Origin of the sequence: Plantibacter sp. H53, from assembly GCF_001650455.1 — a bacterium.
Taxonomy (GTDB): Bacteria; Actinomycetota; Actinomycetes; order Actinomycetales; family Microbacteriaceae; genus Plantibacter; species Plantibacter flavus_A.
Window position 1 is genome coordinate 122,501 of record NZ_LWCT01000035.1, and the last position, 26,729, is coordinate 149,229.

Below are 26,729 nucleotides of genomic sequence, written 5' to 3' on the forward strand. Positions count from 1 at the left end.
AGACGCCTTCGCCGCTTCGGTACGCCCGGCGGGGGTCGCGGCTCAGCGACCGCCGGCGGGAAGCAGTCGCGCGATGACGGCCAGGAGCCGCTCGATCGACTCGTCGCTGCCCTCATCGGGATCGCTGACCCCCATGCCGAGCTGCGCCGTGTTGGCGTAGAGGCCGTCGGACATCAACACGATCGCGCGGGCGGTGTCGGGATCGCCGACGGCGTCCTCCACCGTGCGCAACCAGCTCCGGCGGATGTCCGCCATCGCCTCGCTCGCCTGAGCGTGCTGTCCCTGCGCCAGCCGCGCGACGGCGATGATCGTCCGGTCGAACGGGGTGCCGCAGTCGACGGAGGTCCGCACGAAGTACTCGACGACACCCTCCGGGGCCGCGAGCATCCGCGCCGTGTCGGCCTCGCTCATGTCTGAAAGCCGCTCGATGAGGCCGTCGACGAGGGCCTCCTTGCTGCCGAAGTGGTAGAGCAGACCGCCCTTGGAGACGCCGGCCGCCGCGGCGACGGCGTCGAGGGTGGCGGCGCGTTCACCCTGCTCGATGAGGAGTTCGGCGAAGGCGTCGAGGACGCGTTCTCGGGCTGCGGTCTGCTTCGCCATGGCTCCATCGTATTCGGCTCGTCGGATTCGGATTGATACTATACCGGCTGGACGGTATAGTCGAGCAGGCGGCGCCCGACCGGCGCCGTTCTCCACGCTGTGAAAGAGGTCCCCGTGTCCACCGCCACCGAACCCACCGCCGTCGCCGCTCCCCGTGCCGGCCGGCGAGCCTGGTTCGCGCTCGCCGTCCTCATGCTCCCCGTCCTGCTGGTGTCGGTCGACAACACCGTCCTCAACTTCGCGCTGCCCGCGATCTCGAGCGCGCTCACCCCGACCGGCACGCAGCTGCTCTGGATCGTCGACGTCTACCCGCTGGTCCTCGCCGGCCTGCTCGTGTCGATGGGTAGCCTCGGCGACCGCATCGGACGTCGTCGCCTCCTGCTCATCGGCTCCGTCGGATTCGGTGTCGTCTCCGTCGCCGCGGCGTTCGCGCCCAGCGCCGAGCTCCTCATCGCGGCTCGAGCGGCGCTCGGGTTCTTCGGAGCGATGCTCATGCCGTCGACGCTCTCGCTGCTGCGGAACATCTTCCTCGACCGCGACCAGCGACGGTTCGCCATCGCCGTCTGGGCCAGCGGGTTCGCCGCCGGCAGCGCGCTCGGGCCGATCGTCGGTGGGATCATCCTCGAGCACTTCGCCTGGGGTGCGGTGTTCCTGCTCGCCGTACCGGTCCTCCTGCCGCTCGTCGTCCTCGCGCCCTTCCTCATCCCGGAGTCGAAGGACCCGAACCCCGGACGCATCGATGTCCCGAGCATCCTGCTCATCCTCCTGACCATGACGCCACTCGTGTTCAGCATCAAGCACCTGGCGGAAGCCGGCTTCGACCTGCTCACGGTCGTCTCGATGGTCGTCGGCGTGGTCAGCGGCGTCCTCTTCATCCGTCGTCAGCTCCGCCTCGAGCACCCGCTGCTCGACCTGAGCCTGTTCCGGCAGGCCTCGTTCAGCGGCGCCGTGGTCATCAACCTGCTGAGCGTGACGGCGCTCGTCGGTGGGCTGTTCTTCGTGTCGCAGCACCTGCAGCTGGTGCTGGGCCTGCAGCCGCTCGACGCCGGGCTCGTCCTGCTCCCCGGGCTCATCGTGATGATCATCGCCGGCCTCGTGATCGTGCCGATCTCCAAGCGGGTCCGTCCGGGCATCGTGGTCCCGATCGCACTCGTCGTCTCCGCCGTCGGATACGCCTCCATCGCGATCACCGGGGGAGACGTGTCGGCCCTCGGGATCGGTCTCGCGTTCGTCGCCCTCGGGCTCGGCATCGGGTCCGCCGAGACGGTGTCGAACGAACTCGTGATCGCGAGTGCGCCGCCGGAGAAGGCCGGCGCGGCGTCCGGTGTCTCCGAGACCGCGTACGAGCTCGGCGCGGTGCTCGGCACGGCGACGCTCGGCACCGTGCTCACCGCCTCCTACCGGTCGTCGGTCGTCCTGCCGGACGGACTGACCGCTGCGCAGCAGCAGGCGGCGGGGGAGACCCTGGGTGGTGCGGCGAACGTCGCCGCGCAGCTGCCCGGCGACCTCGCGGGTGCACTCATGGACTCCGCGCGGCACGCCTTCGACAGCGGTGTCGGTGTCGCAGCGTGGATCGGCGTCGGCCTCATCGTGGCCGCCATGCTCGTCGCGGCGATCGGTCTGCGCCGGGTCCGGTAGCGCTCTGTCGATCGTGCCACCCGGAGACGGGTGGCACGATCCGCCCGAGGTCGGAGGCGTTAAGCTGGGCGCACACCGTCGTCGCATCCTCAGGAGTCGCATGTCCCGCACCGTCAAGCTCGCAGTCATCCCCGGCGACGGGATCGGTCCCGAGGTCGTCGGCGAGGCGCTCAAGGTCCTCGATGCGGCGGTGCAGGGTGGCGACGTCCAGTTCGAGCAGACGCCCTTCTCGCTCGGCGCCGCACGGTTCCTCGAGACGGGCGACGTGCTGACCGACGCGGACCTCGCCGCGATCGCCTCGCACGACGCCATCCTCCTCGGAGCGGTCGGCGGCGTGCCCGGCGACCCTCGGCTCGTGAACGCGAACATCGAGCGAGGGCTGCTCCTCAAGCTCCGGTTCAGCCTCGACCACTACGTCAACCTGCGCCCGACCGTCGTGTACCCGGGCGTCCCGAGCCCGCTGAGCGAGCCCGGCGACGTGGACTTCGTCGTCGTCCGCGAGGGCACGGAGGGGCCGTACGTCGGCAACGGCGGAGCGATCCGCCAGGGCACGCCGCACGAGATCGCGAACGAGGTGTCGGTCAACACCGCGTACGGGGTGGAGCGGGTCGTGCGCTATGCGTTCGCCGCTGCGGCCGCGCGTCGGGGGAAGCTCACCCTCGTCCACAAAACCAACGTCCTCGTCTTCGCCGGGTCGCTCTGGAAGCGCGTCGTCGACGCGGTGTCCGCGGAGTTCCCCGACGTCGCGGTCGACTACCTGCACGTCGACGCGGCCACCATCTTCCTCGTCACGGATCCTGCTAGATTTGACGTCATCGTCACGGACAACCTCTTCGGCGACATCCTCACCGATCTGGCCGGCGCGATCAGCGGCGGCATCGGACTCGCGGCCTCGGGAAACATCAACCCGGACGGCACGTACCCGAGCATGTTCGAGCCCGTCCACGGATCGGCGCCCGACATCGCCGGGAAGCAGCTGGCCGACCCGACCGCCGCCATCCTCTCCGTCTCCTTGATGCTGTCGCATCTCGGGCTCGAGACGGAGGCGGCGCGAGTCGCCACTGCCGTCACCGCCGACATCGCCGCCCGCACCGGCGCAGCACGCACGACGACCGAGGTCGGCGATGCGATCGCAGCCCTCGCGGCGAACCGGTAGACGCCCACCAGACACGCAGATCACGACGGAAGACACCATCATGACGATCAACCTCCCCATGGCGCAGCGCGAGCTCGCCTTCACCGTGACCCCCAACGAGCAGCCCGTCCCCGACGCCGAGCGCGACGTGATCCTCGCCGATCCGGGCTTCGGGCAGCACTTCACCGACCACATGGTCGACATCTGCTGGTCCGAGCGCGGTGGATGGCACCGCCCGCGGGTCCAGGCGTACGGTCCGATCTCGCTCGACCCGGCCGCCGCCGTCCTCCACTACGCCCAGGAGATCTTCGAAGGACTGAAGGCGTACCGTCACGCCGACGGCTCCATCTGGTCGTTCCGCCCCGACGCCAACGGCCGCCGCCTGCAGCGCTCGGCCAAGCGGCTCGCGCTGCCGGAGCTCCCGGTCGAGTACTTCGTCGAGTCGATCAAGCAGCTCATCGCCGTCGACGGCGCCTGGGTGCCGTCCGCGCCGGAGACCAGCCTGTACCTGCGACCGTTCATGTTCGCCAAGGAGGCCTTCCTCGGCGTCCGCCCGGCGAAGAAGGTCAACTACTACGTCATCGCCAGCCCGGCCGGCGCGTACTTCACGGGCGGCGTCACCCCCGTGTCCATCTGGTTGTCCACCGACTACAGCCGTGCGGGCAAGGGCGGCACCGGGGCGGCGAAGACCGGCGGCAACTACGCGTCCTCCCTGCTCCCGCAGGCCGAGGCGTACGAGCACGGGTGCGCCCAGGTGCTCTTCCTGGACGCACAGGAGGCGACCTACATCGAAGAGCTCGGCGGGATGAACGTCGTCCTCGTCAAGCGCGACGGCACGCTCGTCACGCCGGAGTCGGACTCGATCCTCGAGGGCATCACCCGCGACAGCATCCTGCAGCTCGCGGAGGACCGTGGACACCGGGTGGAGCGCCGTCGGGTCACGATCGACGAGTGGCGCGAAGGCGTCGAGAGCGGCGACATCGTCGAGGTGTTCGCCTGCGGGACGGCTGCGGTCGTCACACCGATCGCGCAGCTGAAGGCCAAGGACTTCACCGTGGGCGACGCCGACGCTCCGGCGGGCGAACTCACGATGTCGCTGCGTCAGGAACTGACCGACATCCAGTACGGCCGCCTGCCCGACCGTCACGGGTGGATGACGCGGCTCGACGCGGAGTAGCCTCCGAGCAGCCTGGGAAGCCCCGCACCTCGTGCGGGGCTTCCGTGTCGCCGGGGCACCTCGGGATAGGCTGGAGTGGTGAAAATCGCTCGCTTCAGTCACGATCAGGCCATCCGCTACGGCATCATCGACGATGCGGATCTCGTCGTCCTCGACGGCGATCCGCTCTACTCGGGCTTCGAACCGACGGGGGAGCGTGTCCCGCTCGCGGATGCGGTCCTGCTCGCGCCGGTCATCCCTCGCTCCAAGGTCGTCGCCGTCGGTAAGAACTACCACGACCACGCAGCCGAGATGGGCGGGGAGGCTCCCACCGAGCCGCTGCTCTTCCTGAAGCCCAACACCTCCGTGGTCGGGCCGGGAGACGCCGTCGTCTTCCCCAAGCAGTCCGAGCGCATCGACTTCGAGGGTGAGCTCGCCATCGTGATCGGCGGCGTCGCCAAGAACGTCAGCGCGGAGCGTGCCGACGAGGTCATCTTCGGCTACACGATCGCGAACGACGTCACGGCCCGCGACCTCCAGGAGTCCGACGGTCAGTGGGCCCGGGCGAAGGGCTTCGACACGTTCTGCCCGCTCGGCCCCTACATCGAGACGGAGTTCTCCTTCGACGGCGCGACGATCGAGACCCGAGTCGACGGTGAGGTCCGCCAGCACGCCCCGCTCTCCGACATGGTGCACTCCATCGGTGCGATCGTCGAGTACGCGTCCGCCGTTTGGACGCTCCTCCCGGGCGACGTCATCCTGACCGGGACCCCGGCCGGCGTCGGACCCTTCACCGACGGGCAGGTCGTCGAGGTCGAGGTCTCGGGCATCGGCATCCTCCGGAACACCGGCCGCCGGCCCTGACCCGCGTCAGCTGCGCTGGCCGAGAGCGGTCAGCGCAGCGGCGACGTCGTCGTCGGTGTTCCAGAGATGGAACGCGACCCTCGCACGGCCCGCGCGACCCGATGCGGTGATCCCGGCCGACTGCAGCGCCCGGAGGTCGTGTCCATCGGGGTCCGTCCACGTCACGATCGCCGAGGCCGTTCCCGTCAGGAGCGACCGGCTCTCGCCGATGCCCTCCCGGAGCGATGCTGCGAGCCGGGTGTCGTGCTCGTACACGGCGACGGCGTCGACCGCCGCGAAGAGGGCGATGGCGGGCTCGGCGCCGACCCAGGCCTGCCACGCGGGGGAGACGTCGAACCGTCGAGCGCTCTCGGCGAGATGCAACGACGGTCCGTAACAGGACGACCAGACGTCGTCGCCCGAGTACCAACCGGCCTGGCTCGGTCGGAGGCGGTCCGACACCTCGTCGCGCACCGTCATGAACGCCACACCTCGTGGCGCGCAGAGCCACTTGTAGGCGTGGCACACGGTGATGTCGTCGGCCGAGGCGTCGACGGGGAGCCACCCCGCGGCCTGGGTGAGGTCGTTGAGCGTCAGCGCGCCGTGGACGGCCGCCGCCTCACGGATGGCGACCACGTCGGCGACCGCGCCGGTCGCGGACTGCACCGCGGAGTAGGCGACGAGCCAGGTCGAGGCGTCGATGTGGGCGGCGAGATCGGTGAGCGGTGCGTGGCGGACACGCACGCCGCGGTGCGCCTGCATGAGGAACGGGGCGACGAGCGAGCTGAAGTCGCCCTCGACGCACAGGATCTCGGCGCCGTCCGGCACCGACGCCGCGACCATGGCGACCATGGCGGAGGTCTGGGATCCGATCGCGACCGAGCGGAGGGGCACGTTGACCAGCTCGGCGAAGGAACCGCGCACGCGCTCGACGACCGCGCCGTAGGCGGCTGCATCGGTTCGAGCAGCCTGCCAGGCGGAGAGGTCGGCCATGACGGCGTCCGTCGTGCCGATCGTCGGCAGTCCCAGCGTGCAGGCGGCCAGGTAGCCGGGTGCGGATGGGAAGGATCCGCTGGCTTCCTGCAGGCTGAGGGTGCTCATGCATCCAGTCTCTTCGCCCGACATCCATGCGACAAGGACTAGCTCTCGATGAGAACTATAACCGTGGATTATGCTTCGAGGGTGTCCACCCTCTCACCGCATCCCTCGTCATCGACCCTCGACGCCGCTTCCCTCCTCGTCGTCGGCGCCATCGCCTCGACCGGGTCGATCACGGCCGCCGCGCAAGCGCTCGGCTCGAGCCAACCCGCGGTGAGCCAGCATCTCCGCCGGCTCGAGCGGCGGCTCGGCATGCCGGTCGTCGAGCGCGTCGGTCGGGGCGTCCGCCTCACCGAGGCCGGTGCGATCCTCGCCGGACACGCGGTGGCGGTGGACCGAGCGGTGCGCGCGGCGTCCGAGGAGGTCGCGGCACTCGCGGGGTTGCGGAGGGGTCGGGTGCGCCTCGTCGCCTTCCCTTCGGCGTCGTCGATGCTCGTACCGCAGCTCCTCGCTCGCCTGGCCGACGAGCATCCGGGGATCGGGGTCTCCTTCGTCGAGGCCGAACCGCCGGAGGCCGTCGCCGCGGTCCGTGCCGGTGAAGCCGACGTCGCGATCACCTTCAGCTACCCGGACGACCCGGACGACCCGCATCGGGAGAGCGCGGCCGGGCTCCGGGTGCGCCGGTTCGGAACCGACCCGATGCGTCTCGTGCTCCCGGTCGGCCACGCTCGAGCCGGTGACCGACAGGTCGACCTCGCGGCGCTCGCCGGTGAGCGCTGGATCGCGGGTTGTCCGCGCTGCCGAGGTCATCTCCTCGGCCTCTGCCGGTCGAGCGGCTTCGAGCCCGTCATCGCGCACGAGACCGACAATGCGATCGCGGTCACCGCCCTGGTGGCGGCCGGGCTCGGCGTCGCCCTGCTACCAACGCTCGCGCTCGCGGCCGCGCAGCTGCCGACCGAGGTGGTCGTGCTGCCGACGCGCAACGACGACGACCGGGCGCTCCACCTCGTCAGCGCCGAGCACGCGGACCGCATCCCCGCCGTCGCTGCACTCCTGCGGATCGCCGCGTCCCTGGGCGGCGCGACTAAGATGACAGGCGATGTCTGACACGATTACGCACCCCTTCTCCACGGCTTCCGGCACCGACGTCCGCGTCCGGTTCTGCCCGTCGCCGACCGGCACGCCGCACGTCGGTCTCGTCCGCACGGCGCTGTTCAACTGGGCGTACGCCCGGCACACGGGGGGCAAGCTCGTCTTCCGGATCGAGGACACCGATGCCGCTCGCGACAGCGAGGAGAGCTACGAGCAGCTCGTCGACGCGCTCACGTGGCTGCGGCTCGACTGGGACGAGGGCGTCGGCGTCGGCGGACCACACGCGCCGTACCGGCAGTCCGAGCGGAGCGACATCTACGCCGACGTGATCGCGCGGCTGACGGCTGCCGGGCACCTCTACGAGAGCTTCTCGAACGCCGACGAGATCGACGCCCGCAACGAGGCGGCCGGCCGGCCGAAGCAGTTCGGGTACGACAACTTCGACCGCGACCTCACCGACGAGCAGCGCGCAGCGTTCCGAGCCGAGGGCCGCGAACCGGCGCTCCGTCTCCGGGTCCCGGACGACGACCTCAGCTTCGACGATCTCGTGCGCGGCGAGATCACCTTCCCCGCCGGGTCGTTCACGGACTTCGTCCTCGTGCGCCCGAACGGCAAGCCGCTCTACACGCTCGTGAACCCCGTCGACGACGCCATCATGCAGATCACCCACGTCCTCCGCGGCGAGGATCTGCTGCCGTCGACGCCGCGACAGATCGCGCTGTACCACGCGCTCATCGACATCGGTCTCACGACCTTCGTCCCACGGTTCGGTCACCTGCCGTACGTCATGGGTGAGGGCAACAAGAAGCTCTCCAAGCGCGACCCGGAGGCGAACCTCTTCCACCACCGCGACCGCGGCTTCGTGCCGGAGGGGCTCATCAATTACCTCGCGCTGCTCGGATGGTCGCTGAGCGGCGACCGCGACGTCTTCTCCATCGACGAGATGATCGCCGCGTTCGACGTCGTCGACGTCAACCCGAACCCGGCGCGCTTCGACCTCAAGAAGGCGGAGTCGATCAACGGCGACCACATCCGACTGCTGGAGCCGGCCGACTTCCTCGGCCGCATCACGCCGTACCTCGTCGAGGCCGGTGTGGTGAGCGAGCCCGTCACCGAGGCGCAGCAGGCCGTGCTCGAGCAGGCCGCCCCGCTCGTCCAGGAGCGCATCGCGCTGCTCGGCGAGGTCCCCGCGCTCCTCGGCTTCCTGTTCCGCGGTGCCGCGGAGCTCGAGTACCAGGAGGACGCGCTCAAGGGTCTTCCGGCGAACGCCGGCGAGGTGCTCGCCGCGTCCATCGGTGCCCTCGAGCTCGTCCCCGAGTCGGAGTGGGCGGCCGGTTCGATCCAGGACGCGCTCGCCGGCGCGCTCATCGAGGGCCTCGGATTGAAGCCCCGTATCGCCTACGGCCCGCTGCGTGTCGCCGCGTCCGGGCGTCGGATCTCCCCGCCGCTCTTCGAGTCGCTCGAGATCCTCGGGAAGACGGAATCGATCACGCGACTCGATCGGCTCTCCGCGCACCTCGCGTCATGAGCGACTCGTACGACGTCGTCGTCGTCGGCGCGGGACCCGCGGGGCTCTCGGCCGCGCTGAACCTGGCGCGCGCGCGTCGGCGCATCCTCGTGCTCGACGGCAATCGCCCACGGCACGCTGCGACGCTGCGCTCGCACGGCTTCCTCACCCGCGACGGCATCGCTCCGCTGGATCTCCGGCGAATGGGGCGCGAGGAGGTCGCGGCGTACGCGAACGCGGAGGTCCAGTTCGCGTCCGTGCAGTCGATCGAGCCGACTGCTGACGGCTTCCACATCGTCGCCCAGGGGGTCCGCGGCGAGCCGGATCGCGACGTCGTGACCCGGACGGTCGTCGTCGCGAGCGGTCTCACGGAGACGTTGCCGAAGGTCACGAATCTGCGGGCCTTCTACGGAACGGATCTGCACAGCTGCGTCGAGTGCGACGGGTACGAGAAGGCCGACGCGCCGCTCGCGCTCATCGGCGAGACGGCGGACCTGGCGGAATGGGCGATCCTCGTCGCACAGTGGTCGTCGGACCTCATCGTCTTCACGAACGGGACCGGCACCGTGACCGGCCCGGAGGAGGCCGCGCTCGCCTCCGCGGGCATCCGGGTCGAGCGCGGTGTGATCGCGGAGCTCGAGGGCGGTCGCGACGGCTTCACCGGTGTCCGCCTCGGCGACGGTGTGCTCATCCCACGCTCCGGCGGTTTCGTGCGGCCGCAGTGGGCCGTGCCCCTCGGATATCTGGAACGGCTCGCCCTCGATCGCGACACCGACGGCTACGTCGTGGTCGACGCCTGGGGTCGCACGTCCGTGCCGGGTGTGTACGCCGCCGGCGACATCACGCCTCCCGGTCCGCAGCAGCTCATCGTCGCGGCCGGGAACGGCGCTCGGGTGTCCAGAGCGCTCAACCGTGACCTCGCTGGCGTCCCCAGCTGAGTGACCCGCGACGCGCCCGGGACGCTTCGATTTGAGACGGCCGCCTCCGTAGGCTAGTGTTGTTCTTCGGTCGGGGCTTCGGTTCTGACAGTGGGGTATGGTGTAATTGGCAACACGACTGATTCTGGTTCAGTTGTTCTTGGTTCGAGTCCAGGTACCCCAGCCAGAGTGTCCTTGTTTAAACCGAGGAACGAAAGAACTGAATTTTCGGAGTTCAACGACAAGCTCCCCGCTGAATCGCGGGGAGCTTTTTTGTTTGTTGACGCAGCGAGGACTGCGTTGCCGAGGCTCTGGAACACCTCGTTCACCTCAGTGAGTTCGACGCCGAGCATGACTCCTTCAGGTACTCGGTAGACGCGAGTGCGGGTGTAGAAGACGGCCAGCAACTCTCGGCGTACGTCGTCTTTGGCGTTCTTGAACAGCTCAGCAGGGTCTCGGAGCAGATCGAGGTAGGCGAGCGCAGTCTCAGCGCCATAGTGCAGTCGCTCGACAGACTGTTCGAGCTTCTCCGCGATGACGCCCTTGCGCATCACGACCTGCTCCAGCCGTTCACGAAGCCTCGGCGTCGAGATACTGCCGTCAGCCGCGAGTTCCACGAGGCGCTCTTCCTGAGCTTCCAGATCGCTGAGCTCTCGCTGCAACGCCGACTTGGCGTCGGCATCAGCGTCGATCATGCTCTGGAGCGTCTGCGTGAGCAGCTCCCGCAGCTTCCCGATGACGTCGGCGTCGAGGCGTATGAGCTTGAGCTTGTCGATGATCTGATCCTCGATGTCTTCGATCCGGAAGCCGGTCGTGGGGCAACCAACGCGGTTACGGGCGGCGCAGGTGTAGTACTCGTACGTTCCGCCGTTGCCGGTGTTCTGGCTGTACACGAGCCGACTGAGACGCCCGGCGGCGTGGCAGGCGCCGCAGATAAGGTGCCCCCGCAAGTAATGGAAGTGCTTCATGTCGCGGTCGCCATCGCGGTTGCGCGAGTTAAGGATCGTCTGCACCTTGACGAAGAGTTCCTTCGTCACGATGGGCTCATGCCTACCGGTGAAGAGGCGTCCCTTATAACGAACGATCCCGGTGTAGTACGGGTCGCGGAGGATCTTGGCCAGGCTCGACTTGTTGATCGGACGAGCAGGGCGGCTCGGTGAAGGTCGCATGGTCAGCCCCTGATCGGTGAGTATGTCGGCCAGCTGTGCGACGGAGTGACGACCAGTCGCGTACTGTTCGAAGGCCCAACGGATAAGCGGCGCCCGATCCGGGTCTACGTCGATCGTGTTGACGAGGCGCCCGCTGAACTCCTTCCGGACGTTGAGGTAGCCGAGCTTGGCGCGCCCGATGGAGCCGCCCTGTTCGACTTTGTGCGCCATCTTCACGCGCACGTCCTCGCCGTTCATGCGGACTTGCACTTCGTTCATTACGTCGGTGATGGCTTCCATCGCATCGGCCATGTAGCCGTCGCCAAATTCCTCCTTCGCCGAAATCAGGCGCACGCCCTTCTCGAGGAGTTCTCGCTTCGTGATGGCTGCGTCGGTGAAATTTCGGAAGACACGGGAGCGCATGTAGATGACGACGTACTTCACCTCGGGGTGCTCGTCGATGTAGCGCATCATCTTCTTGAACTCGGCCCGCTTTGCGATGGTCTGCGCGGACTGGCCGGGCTCGACAAACTCGCGCGAAATCGTCGCCTTGAGCTCGCGCACCTTCCGTAGCGTCTCCACGCGTTGTGTCGCGATGCTGTTGCCGTCCTCGTCGATGTCCGAAGCCGTATGCATCTGCCGAGGCGTAGACACACGCAGGTACACGACAGCCTGTGCGAGGTCCACGCTTGCCTGAGCGGGCCGTGGTGCGTTGACACCGAGCAGCTGCTCGAGGTCGCTGAATGACGTGGTGCTGGTCGGGCTTTTCGCCGTTTCCATAGGGGGTCCTCCGTTTAGGTCCTCCGCATTTACGCTCGAACGGCGAGGGAAGTCCAGTCCTTCCTCGCGAAATCGGGGCACTTCGGGCTCCAACCCTGGGGTCGTGGCGTCGTTGTAGTTTTCGCCTCGTTCGGCATCGCTCGTCATTGGCTCGGATTCCCCTCGTTCGAAGCGTTCCGCCCGCCGGGACCCCGCCTGAACCCGTCGCGCTCAGCGATGACAATCAGGAGGCGCGCCAGCAGGTGATAGTTGAATTCCTCGCGAGGTTCGGGAACGACGACCACGCGACCCTTTCCGGACTTCCGCTGACGATCTCGACGTTGCTTCCGGTTGCCGCTACTTGATGAAGGCATGGACGCGCCCCTTCAGGTCGATCAGGTCGTATACCTCCGCGAGACGTGAGATCAGCGGGTCGAGATTCCAGTTGAGCGCGTCAAACTCGATGCCGTGATGGATGCACCAGTCGGCGAGGCTGGACTCCCATCCGGTTAGCGGACTCAGTGCACGCAGCGCTGCCTCATTGTCCGGGTAGGTTCCGACGAAGTTCTCGTGAAATCCCTCCATCAGATCGTCCTGCATCGCGTGCACGTCCGGGAGCGTCAGATACGCCAGGAGTGCGTCGTCCTGGTCGACCTCGAGGCGGTGGAGCACCTCGACGGTGGCGGCGATGTCAACGCCCGATGCGGTGCCGGGCACTCGGAAGATGACGTGCTCGTCGCCGATTGTTCTCGTGGTGAGGACTCGGACGTTTCCGAGCGGGTGGGGGAGCGGCTCCGCGATCCAGCTGTCGTCCTCGGGACGGACGAGGTGCGTGCTCGGATCATGCTCGACGTCGAAGAGAGCGAAGCCTCGGAGCGCGTGCTCCTTGCGAGCGATTCGGATCCTGACGGCTTCGAGCTCTCGGACATGCAGTCCCTCCGCGTACGAGCACTCGTCGCACGGTTTACCGACACTAACTGACCGGAACACTCTCAAAAAGGAAATAGCCCGCGAGGTGAAACCGTCAGTCACCTGCGAGATGAGTACAATGTGTCGGCCCGACCGCATCGACGAGTTCTCCGACGAGCAGAGCTTCACTGCGCTACGCACAGTCGCGGACCACGTGGCAGGTCAGCTGCGTTTCGTGGAGCCGGTCTTCGCGAGCGACGCGGAGGAGCCGATCGATTTTGTGGCCGACTGGGCGGAAGCGGGATTCCCAGCGGCGAGCGAAGTGCCGCTTTGGTTCTGCCCGAGCTGGGAGAATCGGAGCGGCAGGCACCAAGGCTATGACTGGCTCTACGCTGACGCGATGAACAGCGAGGGCGCCTGGAACCTCGATCCAGGTGCGAACGATCGAGAGGTTCTGATCGGCTTCCCCGGGACGTCCCATCTCGTGACCGTTCTCAGAGACACGGACTACAATCGCCCATTCTGCATCGAGCAGATCACCGAAAGTTCCTGACGGGTGACCGTGAGGTGAGCGGGGGATGTGTCGTCGACGGCTGCGAGAAGGAAGTCCGCGCACGCGCGATCAAAGCAACTCTGGTGGGATCGTTCACTCGCTAAACGAGACTACCGAGCCGCTCCTGAACGTCGAGTGCTTTCGCTTTCTCAAGGCTTCTTGTGCCGTAGAAATTACAACGTTCCCGAACGGAATATTGACGCTGCTGCCTGACGCGTCATAATCACGAGTCCTCGTTCATGCAGAGCGACTTGAACGTGATCCGTCCTGGATCGCGGGTCGCTCGCATGAAGGAGGTCTCGCCATGAGCGAGGAGACCGCCGCCGAGATGGGCGGCACGATGCACGAGAACGGCATGGGGCCGCTGCGCCCGCTGTCGGTGCGCATGAGCGACGGAACCCGGGCGCAGCTCGAGATCCTGGCGCAGCTGAACGAGCGATCTCTCACGGAGCAGACGCGACTCGCGCTGGAGCACTGGGTCGAGACGAGCAAGTCCGATCCGGCTGTGCTCAGGCGTGCTGAGCAGGTGCGTGCCGAGATCGAACGCGACGCTGAGACGCGTCGCAATGCGATCGAGGCAGTGCTGGGCGGCAAGACCGCCAAGCCGACCGCTCGTGCATCCAAGCAGGCATCATCCGGCGCCTGATCATCTCTGACGGTGGTCGTTCCCGGAGTCGAGCGCTAACGTGCTCCTCCGGGACGGCTGCCGCTATCCACCTGCTGCTCGTTGCTCTGCCGCGGCTTGCCAGGAGAGCCAACTGGTTCGCCGGCCGCATAGAGCAAGGAGATGACGATGGTCAGAGGGATCTACCTCCCGGCAGATGATCGGGAGGAACTGGTGGTGCGCGACTTCGCGGACGCCAGCGACTACACGCGCTGCGTCGATGGCTACTTCGAAGCCGTGGACGTGCCGGACTAAGGCGTCACGATCTACGTCAACAAGATCGGGTTGCCTCGGCGGTTGCCGTTCAACTCACGGGCGTCGTTTCTGTGGTGGTACTACGTGCCTGCTGCACGCGAGTCACTGCTCGTGGGCGACGCCGTGATCGTCGGGTGGCCTGACGCCGATGGTGAGAGTACGGATGTTCCCGAGGCGATGCGGCGAACGCTGACCGACCCTGTCGAGCACGGCATCACCGTCAGGCTCGGTAACGCGCCCGGACGCGATGTGCACCCGCTGAGCAAGTTGGCGCAGATCGTATTGCCACTGAGGGCGGGGGATCCGAGTGTGCTCATGTCGTCCGCGCGCTTCGCGAGCTACTTCGATGCGCTGGCGTGGGCTGTCGTGCTTCAGGAGCGCTGGCCGGATGCCGAGTGCGTCGAAGTTGTATCCGTCGTAGATGGACGGCCGCGATCAGGCTCGTGACCCGTCGCCGTCGTGCCTCACCACAGGCCGGCAACATGGCGGCATCGGCTGGATGGAGTGCTTCGGCGCTCTCCGGTCGGTGCCGCCTTCTTCACGTTGAGCGCTAGAAGGATGAGCGATGCACGCGAACGAGTTCACTCGTCACTTCGTCTACTTCAACGACGACGAAGCGAGTACCGTCGTCGATGGCAGTCAGCTTGACTGTCTCACCTGAACGGACGTGATCGAGACCGACGCCGCCAGCGATCGGGATGTCAGCGGTGTCGAGCGGTTGCGCCAGTTGTTCAAGTAGTTGGCTTGGAACCGGGATGGCTTCTGGCCGTGCCATGGTCTCGTACACCTTGCGATCGGCGAAAGAATGGAGCGTGTCGAGCTCACGGCCGCGCGGCCTGTTTCGCGTCGCGCGAGCGGCGATAAAGAGTGCCAGAGAGATGCAGAGTAATGCGAAGTTGCCGATTGTGATGAGCCAGGCGCCGCCCTCTGACATGTAGTAGAGCAGGGTCCCTTGTCGGTTCATGAAGAAGAGCACCACGGTGGTGATGCCGAAGATGATAGCGAGGACTTGGGTGGTGCGATAGTTCTTAATCATTGCGTTGTGAGCGGACCAGTTTCTCGACCTGGTCCAGGTCGTAGATCAGCCGATGCGGCAGGTGCGGTTGTAGCCGACGTCAGCGCAGCTGATCGTCGAACCGCTCGTCGACCAGTTGGAAGTGATCGACGAACCCCAGGTCTGCGCGGTGCCGCCACATCCGACGTACACGCGGAAGCGCTTGCCCTGCGTGTTGTAGGACCAGTTCTTCACCCGCGGGTTGGCGGTGGAAGAGAGCGTGGCGAAGCCATCCGTACCGTTCTGGACTTCGACCCACATGCCGACGGGAGTGCTGGATGCACAGGTGACCGTGCCGCCAGCGGCGTTGGCGGGAGCGGCGGTGAGCGTCATGCTCGCCGCGACGAGGGCAAACGCGCCGATGGCGACGGCTGCCCGTGACTTCAAACGCTTTAACATCTGACAATCCCCTCTAATCAGGCTCGCGGGCGGTCGCCCCCGAGTGGCCCTGATTATGAGGAAGAGGTGTCGTCTTGAGAACCCATTTCAGGTCACTTTCCGTTGTAGTTTTTGCGACGATCCCCAAGTTTCTCGGGGTCGCGCGGCAGTGTTGATCGCGGCCGTCGCCGCCCGTGGTGTCTGAATGTCTGCCCGCTGGTGTTGACTGAGTCTCAACGAACACTGGGGAAGTGCATGGTCAAGATCCACGGGTATTTCGAGTACGACGACGACTCGCTGACGCCGGGGCAGGCGAAGGACGGCGGGCTGAGCCAGCTGCTTTTCGATAGCGAGGGAAAGTTGTCGGATCATGCGTCGTTCCACCCCGAGGATCCGGACGACGAAGACGAGTACAGCTACGACTCGACGTCGCCGAACAGCGACTCCGACTCGGATGCCGACGCACAGGCCGCGGCGCTCCTCATCTTGGCTGTGATCGGCGCCGCGGCAGGCGGGTACGTTCTGATCCGCAAGGCGATGCCGCACGTGCAGCGCATGATCAACGAGCGAGCGCTGCCAGCAGTCCGGTCATTCTGGAAGAAGGTGCGCGGGCAGGGGAGCGAAGCTGAAGAGGCTGACGTGGACGAGGCGAGCGTCATCGTCGCGCAGACTCCGCCCGCGCATGAAGATGCAGCGGCACCCGGAACCGATGTCGCCGTCGGGAAGCCTCAGATGAGTCCGGAAGAGTGGTACGCCCGCTTCCGGGCACTGTTCGAGGCGAGGAAGTTCGCTGACGAGCAGTGGAAGCTGCTGTCATCGGTTCAGGTCGCCGATGATGAAGCGATCTCTGAGCTGCAGCGCGAGATGGCGCGTAACCGTCCGGAGGCAGTCGTTCGGCAGGTGACACTCATGCTCAAGGCTGCCCCGGAGATCGACGCGGACGCCGAGGCCGAGTTGATGCCGGTCGAGGTCGAGCGCGACCCGGACAGCGACCCTGATCGATCACTATTCACGAAAAGCCCAGTTCAGGATATAACTTAGGGCAGTTATCGGCATCAGGTTGAGGCGAGCTACCTCCCGGCTGGAACGCGACACGAAGTCTCACCTGAGGTGTCCTCGGCTCGAATGTCATAGTCGGCCGATACCGTGGGATAAGTGACCCGACACCATTAATCTGCGCCCTGATCGGCGTTAAGGAGACCGCAACACGCCATGGCAGGACGAACCGCAAAGCCGAAACCAACGAAGACGCTGGAGCAGCGGCTGTGGGACGCTGCCGACAAGCTGCGCGGGAACCAGGAGCCGAGCGAGTACAAGCACGTCGTGCTCGGCCTCGTCTTCCTGAAGTACATCTCCGACCGCTTCGAGGAGCGTCGTGGATCACTGGAGTCGGAGCTGCTCGCGGACGGGATCAAGCCGGAGCGGGTCTCATCTTTCCTTGAGGATCGCGACGAGTACATCAGCCAGAACGTCTTCTGGGTACCCGAGAACGCTCGCTGGGGATACGTGCAGTCACGGGCGAAGCTGACGACAGTCGGTCAGGACATCGACACCGCGATGGATCTCATTGAGAAGGAGAACCCGTCTGTTCGAGGTGTGCTCCCACGCAACTACGGACGTGACGGCCTGGACAAGCGTCGCCTCGGCGAGCTCGTCGACCTGATCGGCGGCATCGGCTTCACCAGTACCGACGACCACGGAGCCGACGATGTGCTCGGACGTGTCTACGAGTACTTCCTCGGGCAGTTCGCCGGCAAGGAGACCGGCAAGGATGCTGGCGCCTTCTATACGCCTCGAAGCGTTGTTAAGACGCTCGTCGAGATGCTCGAGCCGTACCAGGGGCGCGTCTATGACCCGGCCGCGGGCTCAGGCGGCATGTTCGTTCAGTCGGCTGATTTCGTGAAGGCACATGGCGGTAAGCGCACCGACATCTCGGTCTACGGGCAGGAGTACACGGACACGACGTGGAAGCTCGCCAAGATGAACCTCGCGCTGCGAGGCATCGAAGCCGATCTTGGCCCGAAGTCAGCCGATACATTCACAGAGGATCTGCACCCAGACCTTCGCGCCGACTTCATCATCGCGAACCCGCCGTTCAACGTTTCCGACTGGTGGGACGGGAAGCTCGCGGATGATCCGCGCTGGAAGTATGGGACACCGCCACAGGGCAACGCCAACTTCGGTTGGGTTCAGCACTTCATCCATCACTTGAGCCCGAAGGGCACAGCAGGCTTCGTGCTCGCGAATGGCTCACTTTCTTCGAAGAGCGGCGGCGAAGGTGAGATCCGACGCAAGCTCGTTGAGGCAGATCTTGTGGACTGCATCGTGGCGATGCCGGACAAGCTCTTCTTCAACACCGGAATCCCGGTGTCACTCTGGTTCATCAGCAAGGAGCGCCACGGCAACGGACACCGTGAGCGTCGCGGCGAGGTGCTGTTCATCGACGCTCGCAAGCTCGGCACCATGGAGTCACGTCGGCTGCGAGTGTTCGATGACGCCGACATCGCGAGGGTCGCCGATACGTATCACTCGTGGCGCAATCGCGACGGTGGTTTCGCAGACGTGCCCGGCTTCGCGAAGGCCGCAAAGCTCGACGAGATCGAGAAGCATGACTTCGTGCTCACTCCGGGGCGGTACGTCGGTGCGGCCGAAGCCGAAGCGGATGATGAGCCGATCGACGAGAAGATCAAGCGGCTAACCGAAGCCCTGCTGGCAGAGTTCGACCGGGGCGCTGACCTGGAGAAGCATGTGCGGGAAAGACTGGGTCAGATTTCATGACTCCAGGGCGCCGAGTCTCGCTGGGAGACATCATCAAGATCAAGCATGGCTTCGCGTTCAAAGGCGAAGACATTACGACTGAGCGGCAACCGCACTTCTTGGTGACCCCGGGCAACTTCTCCATTGGTGGAGGATTCAAGCTCAACCGACTCAAGTACTTCAAAGGGATCCCGCCCGAGGAATATGTGCTTCGTCCTGGCGATCTTGTGGTCACGATGACTGACCTAAGCAAGAACATGGACACCCTCGGGTATGCCGCGACCGTGCCCTCCCTGCCGCCTGGACTCACAGCTCTCCACAACCAGCGAATCGGCTTGATATCGATCACGTCTCCCGACGTCGATCAGAGTTGGCTCGAGTATCGAATGCGAGCGTCGGACTATAGGGCAGAGGTCCTTGCCAGCTCGTCGGGCAGCACGGTGCATCACACATCGCCAGGACGAATCCTGGAGTTCCAATTGGACTTGCCGTCACTTGAGTATCAGCGGGAGGTCGCTTCGACCCTCAGCGCGCTCGACGACAAGATCGAGTCGAATCGGCGAGCGAACGCATTGATATCCGACCTGCTCGATGCGAAGTCCGAAAAGTTTGGGGCAGGCCTTCCGACGGTTCCACTCAGGATCATTGCAAAGTCCATCAAGGAGACAGCGAATCCGTCCAAACTTGGCGACGCGGTGGTTGACCACTTCAGCCTTCCCGCGTTCGATTCCGGGGCTCGGCCTGAGCGCGCCGCCGCAGCGAGAATTATGAGCAACAAGCTCAGGGTGCCGCAGCACGCGGTTCTCCTCTCGCGCCTTAATCCGCGATTCAATCGCACATGGTGGGTTACCGCTGGGACAGAGGCAATGGCACTTGCATCGACCGAGTTCCTGGTATTGACGGCCGAGGATGGCCTCGAGTTGGCGGCCGTGTGGCTGGCAGTGCGCGATCCGTTCTTCCGTGAAGAGCTACCGAAGCGCGTGACAGGCACGTCGGGCAGCCACCAAAGAGTGCGACCTGATGACGCGCTCGCGATCGAAGTCCCAGATTTCAGAAGCGCAGCGCTGGAGGTGAAGCAGTCGACGCTCGCGTTGCTGATGCGAGCCGAGAGCCTACGCATCGAGTCGGATCGTGTGACCACCCTTCGCGACTCGCTTCTCCCCGAACTCCTTTTCGGACGCAGGCGCATCCCCGTCGAAGGAGTTGCAGTGTGACGGGACTCAACATCGAGTGGGCTCTTGGCGAGCTGGATAAGTTCATCCAGCAGACCGTGATGACCAACAATAGTTACGTCGGTAACGGAGTCGTATCGCTCTCCAACAAGTCCAGCACCGCTGCCTCGGATACCGAAGTGGCGCAGCAAGCACAGGTCGTGGAGAAGGTTTTCGACCGGGTCATCCCGAGCTGGCGCACAGACATCGAACTGCGCAAAAGCAACCGCTGGACACGGCATCGTGAAGCGGCCATCCGCGCGAAGGCGGAGCTGGAGCGGCAGGAAGAGATTCGCAAGAACCTGGGTGATGACGCTCCAGAGTTGTCAGCCGCCAAATTGCACTCCTGGATCTGGAGCGGAGCTTCCTCGCTGTGGCAGTCCGGCCACTACCGCGAGGCTGTCGAGGGCGCGATCAAGAAGCTGAACGCCGAGACCCAGAACAAAGTCGGTCGCCGTAATCTCAGTGAGACCGATCTCTTCAACCAGGCGTTCAGTGAGCAGCCACCGAGTGCCGGCAAGCCGCGCTTGCACCGGATGGAGGACGACGGCAGTTCGACATTCAAGTCGATTCAGCGCGGTGCTCGTACGTTCGCCGAGGGCGTGTTTGCTGGCATCCGGAATCCGCTCGCACACGAGGCCAGCCAGGAGATGCCCGAGCAACAGGCGTTGGAGTATCTGGCCGCCCTCAGCGTGCTCGCACGGTGGGTGGACGCATCAACGCTGGAGGTCGCCTCATGACCGCATTCAACGAGAACATCGTCGAGCTGGCCGCGCTCGAGTACTTCGCAGAGCTCGGCTATCACACGTTGCACGGCCCGAGCCTCGCACCGGGCGAAGCCGCGGCTGAGCGTGACTCGTACGAGGAAGTCTTCCTGTGGGAGCGACTGCGCGACGCGATTCGACTCCTGAACCCCGGTCTCGACAACGATGCGGTCGCTGAGACCATCAAGCGCGTGCGCCGGGCCGAGTCGCAGAGCGCTATCGACGAAAACCACCGGCTGCACAAGCTCTTCACCGAAGGGGTGCCCGTCGAGCAGCGCGGCTCCGACGGCATCCTCCGGACGCGCACGATCAACCTGATCGACTTCGAGCAGCCCGAGCGCAACGACTGGGTGGCGGTTAACCAGTTCACGATTGTCGAGAACGGCAAGAACCGCCGCCCCGACGTACTCGTGTTCGTCAACGGAATCCCGCTGGCGCTGTTGGAGCTCAAGAACCCGGCCGCTGAGCACGCGACGCTCAAGTCCGCTTGGAACCAGGTGCAGACGTATCGTAAGGACATTCCGTCGGTGTTCCTGGCGAACGCTGTGACGGTCATCTCCGACGGAACATCTGCCGCGATGAGCAGCTACAGCGGCGCGTTCGAGCACTATGCTCCATGGAAGACGATGGACGGCAGGACGGTGATCACCGACCGGCCGGCGCTTGAGGTGCTCGCTAAGGGTGTCTTCGACAAGACCCGCTTCCTCGATTTGCTCCGCAACTTCGTGGTGTTCAGCCGTGAGACCGTGACGGACAAGGTCACGAAGCAGAAGACTTCCGTTCTTATCAAGCGCGTCGCGAAGTACCACCAGTACTGGGCAGTCAACGCTGCGGTCGAGTCGACCATTCAAGCGTCGAGCCCGGCCGGTGACCGTCGCGGTGGTGTTGTCTGGCACACGCAGGGTTCGGGCAAGAGCTTCGAGATGGTGTTCTACGCCGCGAAGGTGATGCGTGATGCGCGGATGGCCAACCCGACGCTCGTGTTCATCACCGACCGTAACGACCTGGACAACCAGCTCTACGAAGAGGTCTTCGCACCAGCGCACATCCTGCCTGAATCGCCTGTCCAGGCCGAGACCCGCAAGGATCTGCGCACAAGGCTGACCCGCGCATCCGGCGGCATCGTCTTCACGACAATCCAGAAGTTTGCACCTGGCGAGGACGGTGACGCGAACGTCGTGCTCACGGATCGACGCAACGTCATCGTGATCGCGGACGAGGCGCATCGCTCTCAGTACGGCTTCAGCGAGTACCTTGACCGCAGCGGACGGCTCAAGGCCGGTCTCGCGAAACACATGCGTGACGCCTTGCCGGGAGCTACCTATCTCGGTTTCACCGGAACGCCGATTGACTCGGCAGACAAGTCGACGCGCTCGGTGTTCGGCGATTACGTCGACGTCTACGACCTGACGCGTGCTGTCGAGGATGGTGCAACTGTTCGCATCTTCTACGAATCTCGCCTCGCCAAGGTCGATCTCTCGGCCGAGGACTACGCCGCACTCGACGAACTCGTCGAAGAGGTCACCGAGCAAGTCGAAGAGGACGCTGCCACGGCCGCCAAGTCGCGGTGGTCACGACTCGAAGCGATCGTCGGCGCCGACGCACGCCTCGACATGGTCGCAGCCGACATCGTCGAGCACTGGGAGAAGCGACGCGAGTCAATCCTCGGTAAGGGCATGATCGTGACGATGAGCCGCCGCATCGCGGTGCGCCTCTACGAAAAGATCGTGGCGCTGCGTCCGGAGTGGCACTCCGACGATCCCGCCAAGGGCAAGATCAAGGTCGTCATGACCGGATCTGCCGCAGACCCGGCAGAGTTCCAGCCACACATTCACTCGAAGGACGTGCGCAAGGATCTCAAGGCGCGGGCGAAGAACGCTGACGACCCGCTTGAGCTGGTCATCGTGCGAGACATGTGGCTGACCGGCTTTGACGCGCCGTCGATGCACACGATGTACGTCGACAAGACGATGCAGGGAGCAGGACTGATGCAGGCCATCGCCCGCGTGAACCGAACGTTCCGGGACAAGCCGGGCGGGCTGATCGTCGACTACATCGGCATCTTCGACAACCTGCAGAGCGCGCTGAGCGAGTACTCACCGTCCGACCGCGATCAGGCAGGTGTGCCGATCGAGGACATGGTTGACATCATGCTCGAGAAGCACGATGTCGTGCGCGGACTACTTCATGGCGTGACGTATGACGCATCTCCGGCGCTGTCACCATCGCAGCGTCTCGCTGAGTATGCCAAGGTGCTCGACTTCGTGATGGCCGATCCGGATCGAACGAGCCGCTTCAACGATCAGGTGCTGGCGCTGGCGAAGGCATTCGCGCTGGCCGGCGCACGTGACGAAGCGGCCGCCATTCGAAACGACGTCCGTCTGTTCACCGACGTACGCGCGGCGATTCTCAAGATCCAGAACCCTGACTCGGGGCGTGGTGGGATCGGAAGCGTCGAGATCGACACCGCCCTCGGTCAGCTCTTGAACGAGGCCGTGTCGGCAAATCAGGTGATCGACGTCTATCAACTGGCCGGTGTCGAGACTCCTGAACTATCGCTGCTGTCAGAGGAGTTCCTCGACTCGCTCGCGGAGAAGGAGAAGCCGAACCTCCAGATGGGGCTGCTTCGACGGCTTCTCAACGATCAGATCCGCACAGTGCAGCGGACGAACGTCGTGCAGGCGCGTAAGTTCTCCGAGCAGCTCGAAGAAGCGATCAACCGCTACACGAACCGGTCGCTGACGACGGCAGAGATCATTGCGGAGCTGGTGAAGCTCGCCAAGACGATGCGCGCCGAGGACGCCCGCCACAAGTCGCTTGGGCTGCGGGAGGACGAGGCTGCCTTCTACGACGCCGTCCGGCTCAACGATGCCGCGGTGCTCGAGCTGGGGGACGATACACTCAAGAAGATCGCGCAGGAGCTGGTCACCGCAGTGCGTGCTTCCGCCACGATCGACTGGAATCTCAAGGATTCAGTGCGAGCTGCGATGCGCACGAAGGTTCGGCGCTTGCTGGCGAAGTACGACTACCCGCCAGACGCAGAAGCCAAGGCAATCGAGCTTGTGCTCGAGCAGGCCGAAGTGCTGGCGGGCAGTGAGGCGCAGCGATGATCACTTATCGAGTCGTCGCTTCGGCGCAATCCTCCTGGGGGTGCGCGTAGCCATGCGTCTCTCGGAGCACTTCTGCGTCACTCCGACAGCTGATGACGATTGGTTCGACCCACATCTGACGGTCGATACCAAGCTGTTCATCGATCCGTTCTTGTTGCTTGAAGGAGGGGAGTGTGCCATTGCTCGCGAGCTGACTCTTTACTTTGAGGGAGGCCATAGAAGCCGCTTCTCGAGGCTCATGGATCGCAATTTACTCGACTGGCGACTGCGCGGAGATGGACTGAACAGGCCGCCGCTCGTGGAAGAGGAGTGGGACGCGTAATGGCTGCGATGCGAGCCCCGAAGAACAACGCGAAGGGCACCTCCGGGCAGAGCTTTGTCAAAGGGCAGTTCGAGGAACTGGGATGGGGTGCCATCCCGAACCTCGAGCACGACGTAGGCACCGACCTATTCGTCATGGCTCGGGACGCGCGCCGCTTCGACCTGGGGGCTCTCGTAGGTGCGCAGGTCAAGAATTGGGCTCTTGAGTTCGATGCGCCTGCGACTCACGAGGGCCGGGAGGGCTGGTGGTACGCGGACGATGAAGAACACTTCGACTACTGGACAACTCACCGAGTCCCGCACATCCTTGTCTTCTACGACAAGGATGCCAAGGTTTCTTATTGGGTCCACATCGTCGAGGACGCAGTCATCTCTACGGGCAAGGGGCGAAAGGTCTTCGTCCCGAAGACGCAGACCGTAGATCTAGATCATTTCGAGGCTTTGCTCGAAGTCGCCCTCAGCAGCTCAACTGGGAAGACTTGGGAAGGAAGCGCTTGGACCCCTGGGCAGGAGATTCCGGACAACTCGCAGTTGAGGTATGCGCTCCTTGCTCCCAGGCTCATCGCACCCCACGGCAACGCCTCGACCGATACGGTGACCGCTGCGCAAGCGGTCGCTCTTGTGTCCTCGGTTCGTCTCTTCGAGGTCCACAGGCACTACGAGGACAAGCAGCCGCTTCTTGATCCCACGGTGAGTGCTGCCGATGATGACTTCGAGTGGCGACTGTACGCCGCGCTCCTCACCTGGGTGGAGAAGGGCGAGCGTGCAGCGCTCGAGGAGCTAACTACGGCAGAAACGACCCCTGAGCAGCGCGCCGCTACCGTAGTGATGAATGCATCCGCTCTGTTCGAGGACGGGAAGGTGCGTTCCGCTATCAAGCTCCTTACGAGGTCACTCGAAGAGCGCGATGACTACAACCCGGTCGATCACGCATGGCTGAGACTGCATCTCGCGCGAAACTTGCTCCTGGACGGTTCGCTTCGGCGGGCTCGAAGCATCGCCCTTGAAGTCGCCATGATCGGACAGACTGCGCCAGAGGATCCAACGGCTCGCTTCTTGTCTGGAACGGCTGCAGACATGCTGTTCACTCTGAGCGGCTGGGCAGCTGCAGACCTCGAGCAGATGATCAAGGCGCGCGATAACGCTGCTTCGTGGTGGCGCGGACAGAAAATGTCCGTCGGTCTTGGCAAGCATCTCGAGAACGCCTTCAAGACGTGGGCGAACGATAAGTCGATCACGATCGGCGGCTCCGACGAAACCTGGACCAACATCCGTGCCGCGATGCTCATCTCTAACTTCGGTGGCGATACCTCTTCGTGGCGCTACGAGGCGTGCCAGCTCGCACGCCACATTCTTATGACCTCGCGCGAGGTGGACTCGGTGAGCAGCGCCCTCGAGCTCTTCTTGCTCGCGGGATCGAAAAGTGACATCAAACATGCAGTGACGCGATTGCTCGATATCGGTCCGGTGGCTGCGCTCGTGAACGTCGCGGAGCGCGTAGATCTGCGGCGATCTACGCGAGACTCACTCCACTCGGACCTGGAGCTGCTAGGGCTGGCTGGCAAGGTCCTTCCAACGGCCGTGGCTGATCGCGCCGCCCGGATGCTGCTCTCCGAGCTCGCAGATCCGGGTAGGCGGCTCAAGCGACTTCGCCCGTCGAACCCTCGCTACGAGGAGCCGCTCGCGTTGGCGCTTGCGCGGACGTTCGTAGCTTGTTCCAAGGAGATTCAGGCGGAAGTTCGATCATGGGTCTGCAGCTTGCCACCGGTCGACGACGAGCTGATCGCCCGCGGATATGCATTGCTGGTCCGCAATGTTCGTGACCTCGATTGGTCCGAGGCGGAGCTGAACAAACTCCGGGCTAGACCGGGCGGAGACACAGCTGTGCTCGCCAATGCGATCGAGGCACTACTCGCGGGCCGTGATCCTGAGCTCCGAGCCGGCCTTATCGACCGCATCGCGCAGGGCGACACGTCCGCGTTGGCCAGCTGGGGCAACGTCACCGAACTACCTGAACGGGCAGCATCAGGGATGATCGAGAGCTCCGCGAAGGCCGTGCGCAGCAATATCGACTCCGCGCACAAAGGCATGTATGGCTATGGCAGTTCTAACGACGCCTTGCATACGCTCGTACTGCTCAATCTGTGGCATCCGGCCGCCGCCGACTGGGACGCCTGCGTGGCCGCGATAGCCGACGAGCAATCATCCCCAGACCATCTCGCTTCCGGTGTCAATCTGTTGATCCGGCTTTCAGAGAAGATTCCCGATGCGGTGCGCGAGCAGCTTCGCGAGCCCCTGGCGCGGCTGGCGTCACGAACGCCAGATCCGAACCATGGCCTGGGCTTTTTCAATAGGGCAGATATTCGAGGCGACGCGCTGCTGCTTCTCAATCTCATCTCGCCCGACGAGGCGTCCGACAACACTGTGACTGACCTGCTGAGCGGTGCCCCGGATCGGATCCAGGCCGGCATCCGGCTGATTGCGATGCGGCGAGAGCCGAGCCAGCTGGGCGCGCTGGCTGCACTATCAACCCACAGCGACCTCGAGATCCGTTCCGCGGTGGCTGGCGCCCTCGCGGAGTGGCTGGCACTGGATGTGGCTGGTGAACAAAGTCGCCGCGTATTGACTCAACTGCTGAGTGAGCCGGGTGTCGAGCTGGCAACGCGAGTGTCGCGCACGCTGTTCCAGACTGGCCGCTCTGCAAGTGCGGAAGTGCTCGCTAACGAACTCGCATCCCACCCCTCAGCAGTGGTTCGAGCGCATGTGACGGAGCTTCTGCGCACGTGGGACCGCGCTGAAGCCGAGGACGTCGGGGGTGACCGCGAATGAGTCTCCGAGACCGTCTGCATAAGCGCGATTCGTTCGCCGTGATGGACACCTCGCTCGGTGTACTGCATTTTGTCTTTATTCAGCGACGTTA

General features: G+C 64.8%; 22 protein-coding genes, 1 tRNA gene and 1 pseudogene. 18 read left to right on the forward strand and 6 right to left on the reverse strand.

Annotation, left to right across the window (positions count from 1 at the left end):
• Window positions 1-42: 42 nt before the first annotated feature.
• Window positions 43-600, reverse strand: coding sequence for a TetR/AcrR family transcriptional regulator (locus A4X17_RS19775; protein WP_064296258.1), 558 nt, complete (start codon window positions 598-600; stop codon window positions 43-45).
• A gap of 114 nt (window positions 601-714) precedes the next feature.
• Here A4X17_RS19775 and A4X17_RS13865 point away from each other — a divergent pair, with 114 nt between their 5' ends.
• From A4X17_RS13865 to A4X17_RS13880, 4 genes are all read left to right on the forward strand, one after another.
• Window positions 715-2,238: an MFS transporter gene (locus A4X17_RS13865; protein ID WP_064296354.1), complete on the forward strand. Its 1,524-nt coding sequence runs from the start codon at window positions 715-717 to the stop codon at window positions 2,236-2,238.
• A 100-nt stretch (window positions 2,239-2,338) separates the two neighbouring features.
• The gene (locus A4X17_RS13870) at window positions 2,339-3,394 is read left to right on the forward strand and encodes a 3-isopropylmalate dehydrogenase (protein ID WP_064296259.1); all 1,056 of its coding nucleotides are present in this window, start codon (window positions 2,339-2,341) and stop codon (window positions 3,392-3,394) included.
• A 40-nt stretch (window positions 3,395-3,434) separates the two neighbouring features.
• A complete protein-coding gene (locus A4X17_RS13875) occupies window positions 3,435-4,550 on the forward strand; it encodes a branched-chain amino acid aminotransferase (protein WP_079002206.1) in 1,116 nt (371 codons plus the stop codon).
• Between the two features lie 78 nt (window positions 4,551-4,628).
• Window positions 4,629-5,393 carry a fumarylacetoacetate hydrolase family protein gene (locus tag A4X17_RS13880; RefSeq protein WP_064296260.1) on the forward strand — a complete coding sequence of 255 codons (765 nt, stop codon included), beginning with the start codon at window positions 4,629-4,631 and terminating at the stop codon, window positions 5,391-5,393.
• 6 nt (window positions 5,394-5,399) lie between these two features.
• Here A4X17_RS13880 and A4X17_RS13885 read toward each other — a convergent pair whose 3' ends face one another.
• Window positions 5,400-6,473 (reverse strand): aminotransferase class V-fold PLP-dependent enzyme, encoded by a 1,074-nt coding sequence (locus A4X17_RS13885; RefSeq protein WP_064296261.1) that lies wholly within the window; start codon window positions 6,471-6,473, stop codon window positions 5,400-5,402.
• An 81-nt stretch (window positions 6,474-6,554) separates the two neighbouring features.
• On the opposite strand from A4X17_RS13885, the gene A4X17_RS13890 reads away from it, so the two are divergent.
• The 4 genes from A4X17_RS13890 (at window position 6,555) to A4X17_RS13905 (ending at window position 10,113) form a co-directional block, all read left to right on the forward strand.
• Window positions 6,555-7,517 (forward strand): LysR family transcriptional regulator, encoded by a 963-nt coding sequence (locus A4X17_RS13890; RefSeq protein WP_064296262.1) that lies wholly within the window; start codon window positions 6,555-6,557, stop codon window positions 7,515-7,517.
• The gene (gltX, locus tag A4X17_RS13895; RefSeq protein WP_064296263.1) at window positions 7,510-9,030 is read left to right on the forward strand and encodes a glutamate--tRNA ligase; all 1,521 of its coding nucleotides are present in this window, start codon (window positions 7,510-7,512) and stop codon (window positions 9,028-9,030) included. The genes A4X17_RS13890 and gltX overlap by 8 nt, the downstream gene beginning before the upstream one ends.
• Window positions 9,027-9,947 (forward strand): NAD(P)/FAD-dependent oxidoreductase, encoded by a 921-nt coding sequence (locus tag A4X17_RS13900; RefSeq protein ID WP_064296264.1) that lies wholly within the window; start codon window positions 9,027-9,029, stop codon window positions 9,945-9,947. The genes gltX and A4X17_RS13900 overlap by 4 nt, the downstream gene beginning before the upstream one ends.
• A 91-nt stretch (window positions 9,948-10,038) precedes the next feature.
• Window positions 10,039-10,113: transfer RNA gene (locus A4X17_RS13905), tRNA-Gln, on the forward strand.
• Between the two features lie 634 nt (window positions 10,114-10,747).
• On the opposite strand, the pseudogene A4X17_RS19845 reads toward A4X17_RS13905, so the two are convergent.
• Both A4X17_RS19845 and A4X17_RS13920 read right to left on the reverse strand, forming a co-directional pair.
• Window positions 10,748-12,001, reverse strand: a pseudogene (locus A4X17_RS19845) (recombinase family protein); the annotation flags it as partial.
• 189 nt (window positions 12,002-12,190) lie between these two features.
• Entirely contained in the window at window positions 12,191-12,865 is a 675-nt protein-coding gene (locus A4X17_RS13920) for a hypothetical protein (protein ID WP_157583527.1), read from the reverse strand.
• Between the two features lie 91 nt (window positions 12,866-12,956).
• Here A4X17_RS13920 and A4X17_RS13925 point away from each other — a divergent pair, with 91 nt between their 5' ends.
• The 4 genes from A4X17_RS13925 (at window position 12,957) to A4X17_RS13935 (ending at window position 14,661) form a co-directional block, all read left to right on the forward strand.
• A complete protein-coding gene (locus tag A4X17_RS13925; protein ID WP_157583529.1) occupies window positions 12,957-13,295 on the forward strand; it encodes a hypothetical protein in 339 nt (112 codons plus the stop codon).
• Between the two features lie 304 nt (window positions 13,296-13,599).
• The gene (locus tag A4X17_RS13930; protein ID WP_064296269.1) at window positions 13,600-13,941 is read left to right on the forward strand and encodes a hypothetical protein; all 342 of its coding nucleotides are present in this window, start codon (window positions 13,600-13,602) and stop codon (window positions 13,939-13,941) included.
• Window positions 13,942-14,088: 147 nt separating this feature from the next.
• Window positions 14,089-14,214, forward strand: coding sequence for a hypothetical protein (locus A4X17_RS19780; protein ID WP_255376696.1), 126 nt, complete (start codon window positions 14,089-14,091; stop codon window positions 14,212-14,214).
• Between the two features lie 42 nt (window positions 14,215-14,256).
• A complete protein-coding gene (locus A4X17_RS13935; RefSeq protein WP_064296270.1) occupies window positions 14,257-14,661 on the forward strand; it encodes a hypothetical protein in 405 nt (134 codons plus the stop codon).
• A 103-nt stretch (window positions 14,662-14,764) separates the two neighbouring features.
• Here A4X17_RS13935 and A4X17_RS13940 read toward each other — a convergent pair whose 3' ends face one another.
• On the reverse strand, window positions 14,765-15,250 hold the full coding sequence (locus A4X17_RS13940; protein WP_064296271.1) for a hypothetical protein: 486 nt from the start codon (window positions 15,248-15,250) through the stop codon (window positions 14,765-14,767).
• 45 nt (window positions 15,251-15,295) lie between these two features.
• Complete coding sequence (locus tag A4X17_RS13945) at window positions 15,296-15,601, reverse strand: hypothetical protein (RefSeq protein ID WP_157583531.1); 306 nt, start codon at window positions 15,599-15,601, stop codon at window positions 15,296-15,298.
• Between the two features lie 300 nt (window positions 15,602-15,901).
• Between A4X17_RS13945 and A4X17_RS13950 the strand changes: the two genes are divergently transcribed.
• From A4X17_RS13950 to A4X17_RS13980, 6 genes are all read left to right on the forward strand, one after another.
• Window positions 15,902-16,687 (forward strand): hypothetical protein, encoded by a 786-nt coding sequence (locus tag A4X17_RS13950; protein ID WP_064296273.1) that lies wholly within the window; start codon window positions 15,902-15,904, stop codon window positions 16,685-16,687.
• Window positions 16,688-16,858: 171 nt separating this feature from the next.
• Complete coding sequence (locus tag A4X17_RS13955; protein ID WP_064296274.1) at window positions 16,859-18,424, forward strand: class I SAM-dependent DNA methyltransferase; 1,566 nt, start codon at window positions 16,859-16,861, stop codon at window positions 18,422-18,424.
• Entirely contained in the window at window positions 18,421-19,617 is a 1,197-nt protein-coding gene (locus A4X17_RS19515; RefSeq protein WP_064296275.1) for a restriction endonuclease subunit S, read from the forward strand. Before A4X17_RS13955 ends, A4X17_RS19515 begins: the two co-directional genes overlap by 4 nt.
• Window positions 19,614-20,354 carry a TIGR02391 family protein gene (locus tag A4X17_RS13965; protein WP_064296276.1) on the forward strand — a complete coding sequence of 247 codons (741 nt, stop codon included), beginning with the start codon at window positions 19,614-19,616 and terminating at the stop codon, window positions 20,352-20,354. Before A4X17_RS19515 ends, A4X17_RS13965 begins: the two co-directional genes overlap by 4 nt.
• The gene (locus A4X17_RS13970; RefSeq protein WP_064296277.1) at window positions 20,351-23,488 is read left to right on the forward strand and encodes a type I restriction endonuclease subunit R; all 3,138 of its coding nucleotides are present in this window, start codon (window positions 20,351-20,353) and stop codon (window positions 23,486-23,488) included. Before A4X17_RS13965 ends, A4X17_RS13970 begins: the two co-directional genes overlap by 4 nt.
• A 321-nt stretch (window positions 23,489-23,809) precedes the next feature.
• Entirely contained in the window at window positions 23,810-26,638 is a 2,829-nt protein-coding gene (locus A4X17_RS13980; RefSeq protein WP_064296279.1) for a DUF4365 domain-containing protein, read from the forward strand.
• The last annotated feature ends 91 nt before the right edge of the window (window positions 26,639-26,729 follow it).

What these genes read in the sequence shown, in the direction of transcription:
- A4X17_RS13970 (WP_064296277.1), top strand. Translation starts at nt 20,351, where the DNA reads ATGACCGCATTCAACGAGAACATCGTCGAGCTGGCCGCGCTCGAGTAC.
- A4X17_RS13885 (WP_064296261.1), bottom strand. Translation starts at nt 6,473, where the DNA reads ATGAGCACCCTCAGCCTGCAGGAAGCCAGCGGATCCTTCCCATCCGCA.
- A4X17_RS19775 (WP_064296258.1), bottom strand. Translation starts at nt 600, where the DNA reads ATGGCGAAGCAGACCGCAGCCCGAGAACGCGTCCTCGACGCCTTCGCC.
- A4X17_RS13940 (WP_064296271.1), bottom strand. Translation starts at nt 15,250, where the DNA reads ATGATTAAGAACTATCGCACCACCCAAGTCCTCGCTATCATCTTCGGC.
- A4X17_RS13870 (WP_064296259.1), top strand. Translation starts at nt 2,339, where the DNA reads ATGTCCCGCACCGTCAAGCTCGCAGTCATCCCCGGCGACGGGATCGGT.
- A4X17_RS13955 (WP_064296274.1), top strand. Translation starts at nt 16,859, where the DNA reads ATGGCAGGACGAACCGCAAAGCCGAAACCAACGAAGACGCTGGAGCAG.
- A4X17_RS13875 (WP_079002206.1), top strand. Translation starts at nt 3,435, where the DNA reads ATGACGATCAACCTCCCCATGGCGCAGCGCGAGCTCGCCTTCACCGTG.
- gltX (WP_064296263.1), top strand. Translation starts at nt 7,510, where the DNA reads ATGTCTGACACGATTACGCACCCCTTCTCCACGGCTTCCGGCACCGAC.
- A4X17_RS13945 (WP_157583531.1), bottom strand. Translation starts at nt 15,601, where the DNA reads ATGACGCTCACCGCCGCTCCCGCCAACGCCGCTGGCGGCACGGTCACC.
- A4X17_RS19515 (WP_064296275.1), top strand. Translation starts at nt 18,421, where the DNA reads ATGACTCCAGGGCGCCGAGTCTCGCTGGGAGACATCATCAAGATCAAG.
- A4X17_RS13930 (WP_064296269.1), top strand. Translation starts at nt 13,600, where the DNA reads ATGAGCGAGGAGACCGCCGCCGAGATGGGCGGCACGATGCACGAGAAC.
- A4X17_RS19780 (WP_255376696.1), top strand. Translation starts at nt 14,089, where the DNA reads ATGGTCAGAGGGATCTACCTCCCGGCAGATGATCGGGAGGAACTGGTG.
- A4X17_RS13980 (WP_064296279.1), top strand. Translation starts at nt 23,810, where the DNA reads ATGGCTGCGATGCGAGCCCCGAAGAACAACGCGAAGGGCACCTCCGGG.
- A4X17_RS13900 (WP_064296264.1), top strand. Translation starts at nt 9,027, where the DNA reads ATGAGCGACTCGTACGACGTCGTCGTCGTCGGCGCGGGACCCGCGGGG.
- A4X17_RS13950 (WP_064296273.1), top strand. Translation starts at nt 15,902, where the DNA reads ATGGTCAAGATCCACGGGTATTTCGAGTACGACGACGACTCGCTGACG.